The sequence below is a fragment of the Clostridium sp. genome, from assembly GCF_040797585.1.
In the GTDB taxonomy this organism is placed as follows: Bacteria; Bacillota; Clostridia; order Clostridiales; family Clostridiaceae; genus Clostridium_Z.
The window spans coordinates 1-5,620 of the sequence record NZ_JBFNEO010000186.1 but is presented as its reverse complement, the minus strand read 5'-3'; the positions used below and the strand labels follow the sequence as shown (position 1 = coordinate 5,620).

Sequence of the window (5,620 nt, the reverse complement as noted above, 5' to 3'; positions counted from 1 at the left end):
GATACAGGAGTTCATGCAGAAGAGTACATAGCAAACTTTCAAACTAATTGTGATCTTAGCATAGAACTTATGTTAAACTATTTATATGAATTTTTACCAGAGGACATAGTTGTTAAATCAATGAAAGATACTACAGAGAGATTTCATGCTAGATATAATGCTAAGTCAAAAACTTATGTATATAGAATAAATAATAGCAAGTTCAGAGATGTATTTAATAGAAAGTATACTTATCATACTGACCAGAGTCTTAACTTAAATACTATGAGAGAGGGAGCAAAGTTTTTAATTGGAACTCATGACTTTCAGAGTTTTACTAGTTTAAAACCTAAGGGTGGTAAATCAACTATAAGAACAATTAATTACATAAATATATCAGAAAATAACAATATTATAGAAGTAGAAGTAAACGGAAATAGTTTTCTATGGAATATGGTAAGAATTATCGTAGGAACTCTCTTAGAAGTAGGAAGTGGTAAACTTAAGCCAGAGGATGTAAAGAAAATATTAGATGAGAAGAAAAGGGCAGAGGCAGGACCTATAGCTCAGGCTAAAGGATTATTCTTAAAAGAGATTAATTACTAAAAATTAAATTTACTAAAATTATAGGTTTTTTAGTTTGAATTTTAATTTATACCTGTACTTAACTACTTAAAAATTATATATTTTAAGGAGTATATAAAATAAGTTTTGACTTATTTTATATAGATATATCATATGGTCTCTGAAACTAAACTTCAATCTATTTAAATATTGAGTTTAGAAATAGTATATATTAAAACTTAAAAAAATAACATATCTAAAGACTACTAGATTACTATTCTTTTAGATATGTTATTTTTTAATTTAATAGATTTAAATAAAACTAGCATTCAATAACTTCTCGGCTTCCTTTTCAGTAATCTTTTTTATTAAGGACATTTCATCTATTAAAAACTTTCGTGCATTTTGTAACATTTGTTTTTCACTTGAATTAAGAGCTTTCTCTTTGTTCATATGAGTTAAATCATAAATAACCTCAGCACCATCTTCTAAAGAACCAGACTTTATTTTTTCCATATTGGATTGATATCTTTCTTTAGATGGAAGTACATCCTCAGGATTCCATTCCTTATTATGGAAGTTAAGTAGTATATTTTCAAGAGTTGATGCATCACTTATTAAACGCATATTAGAAATTTGTACTCTTTTTTCTGGAATCATTATCTCCATATTATTTGTAATCATCTTTATAATGTAATACTGTTGTTTCTCTCCAGAGAAATCCTTGTCTTCTATAGCCTCTATTATTCCTATACCTTGCATTGGATAAACTACTTTATCACCAACATTAAACAAATAACTCACCTCTATGTTATATTTCTTATATTCATTATAACATATGTGAAATTTTTTATCAAACTTAATATATTATCACAAAAAATATAGTGAAGTCAATAATTTTTAAGATAAAAATATCAACAAAAAAACTAAAAATTTTTTAAAGTAAATTTCTATATTAATAATAAATTTATATATAAAAATATATTAGAAAAGGCCTATTTTATATGGGGATTTATTAAGAGTAGTACAGATAGATTTATATATGAGAATATAATAAATTTATTATGTTTTTAACGTAAAATAGTTTTGCTAATATTATTAAGTTAATTATTAAAATATAAAGATATAATAAATAGTTAATATAGATAAACCATGTGATAATTGAAACTAAATCACCAACTAAAATTATTTAATCCGTATTCAAAGATTGAATTTTGAAATGGTTTATCTATAGTAAAATAACAGCATTTAAAAGTTATAGACTAGTGAATTTTTTAGAGGTAAAGTTAAAAAAATAACTTTTTTTATAAAAAACTATAGAAAAAAATAAAAAGTAGTGCTACAATAATACTGTAATCAGTTTCAAAATTTAATAGATAAATAAAGTGCAAGAGAATTATAGAGTTAAGCACAAAGTAGGGATATTATGCCCACTTTTTGCTTAGCTCTTTTTATTTTATCTAAAATTAATTAATACAATAAAACCTTACTTTAAATAAGAAATAAATAGATTAAATGTTATAGGAGGAGATTATATATGTATGATGTTGCAATAGTGGGGGCAGGAGTAATAGGAGCTTCAATATTTAGAGAACTAACAAAGTACAATTTAAAGGTAGTAGTAATAGAGAAGGAAAGTGATGTATCCATGGGAACATCAAAGGCAAACTCAGCAATAGTTCATGCAGGATATGATCCAAAGAATGGAAGCCTAATGGCTAAATACAATGTACTTGGTAATGAAATGTTTGAAGACCTATGTAAAGAACTTTCAGTTCCTTTTAAGAGAAATGGATCTTTAATAATAGGTTTTAATGAAGAAGATATGAAGACTATAAAAAAGCTTTATGACAATGGTATAAATAATGGAGTTAAAGAGCTTAGGATTTTAAATAAAGAAGAGGTTTTAGAAAAAGAACCTAATTTAGAGGGGGATGTAGTTGGAGCTTTATATGCACCAACAGGAGCTATAATTGGGCCTTTTGAATACACCATAGCTCTTATGGAAAATGGAGTAGACAATGGTGGAGAAGTAAAATTATCTTTAGAAGTTATTGATATAAATAGGGATGAAAACTTTAAAATAAAGCTATCTAATGGGAGCACTATAGAAAGTAGATATTTAATAAATGCTGCGGGAGTATATGCAGATAAAATTCATAATATGGTATGTGAAGAATCCTATAAAATCATTCCAAGAAAAGGGCAATATTTTGTAATGGACAAGAGTCAAGGAGAGGTAGTTAGCCACACAGTATTCCAATGTCCATCAAAACTTGGTAAGGGAATATTAATAACTCCAACAGTACATGGAAATCTTTTAGTTGGGCCAGATGCCATTGATATAGAAGAAAGAGAAGATTTTTCAACTTCTATGGATGGTCTTGAGAAAATAAGAGAAGTGGCAAGTAAGACTACTAAGGCGATAAATTACAGGGAGAGTATAAGAAACTTCTCAGGGCTTAGAGCTACTAGCGATAGATATGATTTTATAGTAGAGGAAGCAAAGGATGTTAAAGGATTTATAGATGTAGCGGGAATAAAATCACCAGGTCTTTCTTCTGCTCCAGCGATAGCTATTGGAGTTATAGATATATTAAAAAATTCAGGACTTAACATGGAAGTAAATAATAGCTTTAATCCTATAAGAAAACAAATAAACTTTATGGAATTGTCTAAGGAAGAAAAGGCAGAAATAATAAAGAAGGATCCAAGATACGGAAGGATTATATGTAGATGTGAAAACATTACAGAGGGAGAAATTGTAGATTCTTTAAAAAGATCCTTTGGAAACATGTCAATAGATGGAATTAAGAGAAGATGTAGACCAGGAATGGGAAGGTGTCAAGGTGGTTTCTGTGGACCAAGAGTACAAGAAATAATAGCTAGAGAATTAAATAAAGAAATAACAAGTATAACACTAGATAAAGAGAATTCTTACATTTTAACAGGTAAAACAAAGTAGGAGGTATGGAGTTATGAATTATGATTTAGTTGTAATAGGTGGAGGTCCAGCAGGACTAGCAGCAGCTTATGAAGCTTATGAAAATGGAGTAGAGAAAATATTAATTATAGAAAGAGATAAGGAATTAGGGGGAATACTAAATCAATGTATACACAACGGATTTGGGCTTCATACCTTTAAAGAAGAACTTACTGGTCCTGAATATGCAGAGAGATTTATAGACATGGTGGAGAGTAGTAAAATAGATGTTAAATTAGATACCATGGTTCTTGATATAGATAATAATAAGGTAATTCATGCCATAAACACAGAGGATGGATATATGACCATAGAAACAAAATCTATAGTTCTTTCTATGGGATGTAGAGAAAGAACAAGAGGAGCTATAAATGTACCAGGAGATAGACCAGCAGGGGTATTTACAGCAGGTGCAGCTCAGAGATATATAAATATGGAAGGATATATGGTAGGCCGTGAGGTAGTTATTCTAGGTTCTGGTGATATAGGACTTATAATGGCTAGAAGAATGTCTTTAGAAGGGGCAAAGGTTAAAGCGGTAGTTGAGCTTATGCCATATTCTAATGGGCTTAATAGAAACATAGTTCAGTGTCTTCACGATTATGATATACCTTTATATTTATCTCATACAGTAACTAACATAGTAGGAAAAAATAGGTTAGAGAAAGTAGTTATAGCTAAGGTCGATGAGAATAGAAGACCAATAAAGGGAACAGAAATAGAGTTTGATGCTGATACCCTATTATTATCAGTGGGATTAATACCAGAAAATGAATTATCTAAAAATGCTGGTATAGAACTAGATAGAAGAACTAATGGATTAATAGTTACAGAGAGTATGGAAACTTCAAAAGAAGGAATATTTGCTTGTGGTAATGCAGTTCATGTTCATGACTTAGTTGACTTTGTTACAGCAGAGGCAAAGCATGCTGGAAAGAGTGCTGCTAAGTATGCAAAAGGAGAGCTAAAAAGAGGAAATTATATTAATGTTAAAAATGGTAATGCTGTTAATTATACAGTTCCTCAAAAGGTATGTATAGATTCTGTAGAAGATAATTTAAGTATTTTCTTAAGAGTTAATAATGTTTATGAAAACAAGACATTAGTAGTTAAATGTGGAGAAGAAGTCATAGCTTCCTTTAAAAAGATACACTTACTTCCAGCTGAAATGGAGAAATTGATAATACCAAAGTCTAAACTAGAAAATGTAACTGGAGATATAGTAATTTCACTTGAGGATGGTGTTAAATAATGGAGAGAGAATTAATTTGTATAGTTTGTCCAAGAGGATGTAGATTAAAAGTCAATATAGATGAAAAAACAGTAACAGGAAACAGTTGTAGACGAGGAGAAGTCTATGGAATAAATGAGGTAACAAATCCAGTAAGAGTTATAACTTCTACAGTTAAAATAAATGGAGCATCCTTAAGAATGCTACCTGTAAAAACTGATGGAGCAATACCAAAAGGTTTGAACTTTAAATGTATGGATGAAATAGCTAAAGTAGAATTAGAAGCTCCTATAAAAGTAGGACAAGTAGTAATCGAGAATGTATTAGGTACTGGAATAAATGTTATAGCAGCAAGAACATTAAGGAAAATATAAGGTAATCCTTTGTGCTAGTTAAATTAATTTATTAAATTTATTAGTTTTTAGAGCATAAACCCTTATAATTTGTAAATTAAAACTAGAAAATTTATATTCTTTAATATTTAACTAGCCAATTGAATTAACTTATTTAAAATTATAAGAATAAATGATTTTAAAGCTTTTATTTAAAAGTTTATATTAGATTGAAGATAAAGATTTAAGGACTTTAAAAGACAATATATTAAGTTTGAAGAAATTTAAAATTTTTTCTACTTGATATATTGTTTTTTTATTTAATCAACTCCTTGTGATATTTAGATTATATATTTCAAATTTATCAGATTTCATAGGATGAATTTCTGCACCTTAAAATATAAACTTAGAATCTTAAAATACTTTAAGAGTTAATTATCACAACAGTTAATTTAGCTTCTTACATTAGTCATATTACTTATTAGATTATTATATTTTAGAAGTTAAAGTGCTGCATTTTATAGAATATAG

The 5,620-nt window shown here is 28.3% G+C and carries 5 protein-coding genes; 4 read left to right on the top strand and 1 reads right to left on the bottom strand.

Annotated elements, in window-relative coordinates; all coding sequences use genetic code 11:
- A partial coding sequence (gene truA, locus AB2369_RS10890; RefSeq protein ID WP_367666506.1) for a tRNA pseudouridine(38-40) synthase TruA occupies positions 1–585 on the top strand: 585 nt, incomplete at its 5' end.
- 270 nt (positions 586–855) lie between these two features.
- On the opposite strand, the gene AB2369_RS10885 is transcribed toward truA, so the two are convergent.
- Positions 856–1,338 (bottom strand): CarD family transcriptional regulator, encoded by a 483-nt coding sequence (locus AB2369_RS10885; RefSeq protein ID WP_367666505.1) that lies wholly within the window; start codon positions 1,336–1,338, stop codon positions 856–858.
- A gap of 742 nt (positions 1,339–2,080) precedes the next feature.
- Here AB2369_RS10885 and AB2369_RS10880 point away from each other — a divergent pair.
- From AB2369_RS10880 to AB2369_RS10870, 3 genes are read left to right on the top strand one after another with little or no spacing between them, the layout of a single operon-like run.
- Positions 2,081–3,508 carry an NAD(P)/FAD-dependent oxidoreductase gene (locus tag AB2369_RS10880; RefSeq protein ID WP_367666504.1) on the top strand — a complete coding sequence of 476 codons (1,428 nt, stop codon included), beginning with the start codon at positions 2,081–2,083 and terminating at the stop codon, positions 3,506–3,508.
- 13 nt (positions 3,509–3,521) lie between these two features.
- Positions 3,522–4,778 (top strand): NAD(P)/FAD-dependent oxidoreductase, encoded by a 1,257-nt coding sequence (locus tag AB2369_RS10875; protein ID WP_367666503.1) that lies wholly within the window; start codon positions 3,522–3,524, stop codon positions 4,776–4,778.
- Positions 4,778–5,131: a DUF1667 domain-containing protein gene (locus AB2369_RS10870; RefSeq protein ID WP_367666502.1), complete on the top strand. Its 354-nt coding sequence runs from the start codon at positions 4,778–4,780 to the stop codon at positions 5,129–5,131. Before AB2369_RS10875 ends, AB2369_RS10870 begins: the two co-directional genes overlap by 1 nt.
- The last annotated feature ends 489 nt before the right edge of the window (positions 5,132–5,620 follow it).

What these genes read in the sequence shown, in the direction of transcription:
- AB2369_RS10875 (WP_367666503.1), top strand. Translation starts at nt 3,522, where the DNA reads ATGAATTATGATTTAGTTGTAATAGGTGGAGGTCCAGCAGGACTAGCA.
- AB2369_RS10880 (WP_367666504.1), top strand. Translation starts at nt 2,081, where the DNA reads ATGTATGATGTTGCAATAGTGGGGGCAGGAGTAATAGGAGCTTCAATA.
- AB2369_RS10870 (WP_367666502.1), top strand. Translation starts at nt 4,778, where the DNA reads ATGGAGAGAGAATTAATTTGTATAGTTTGTCCAAGAGGATGTAGATTA.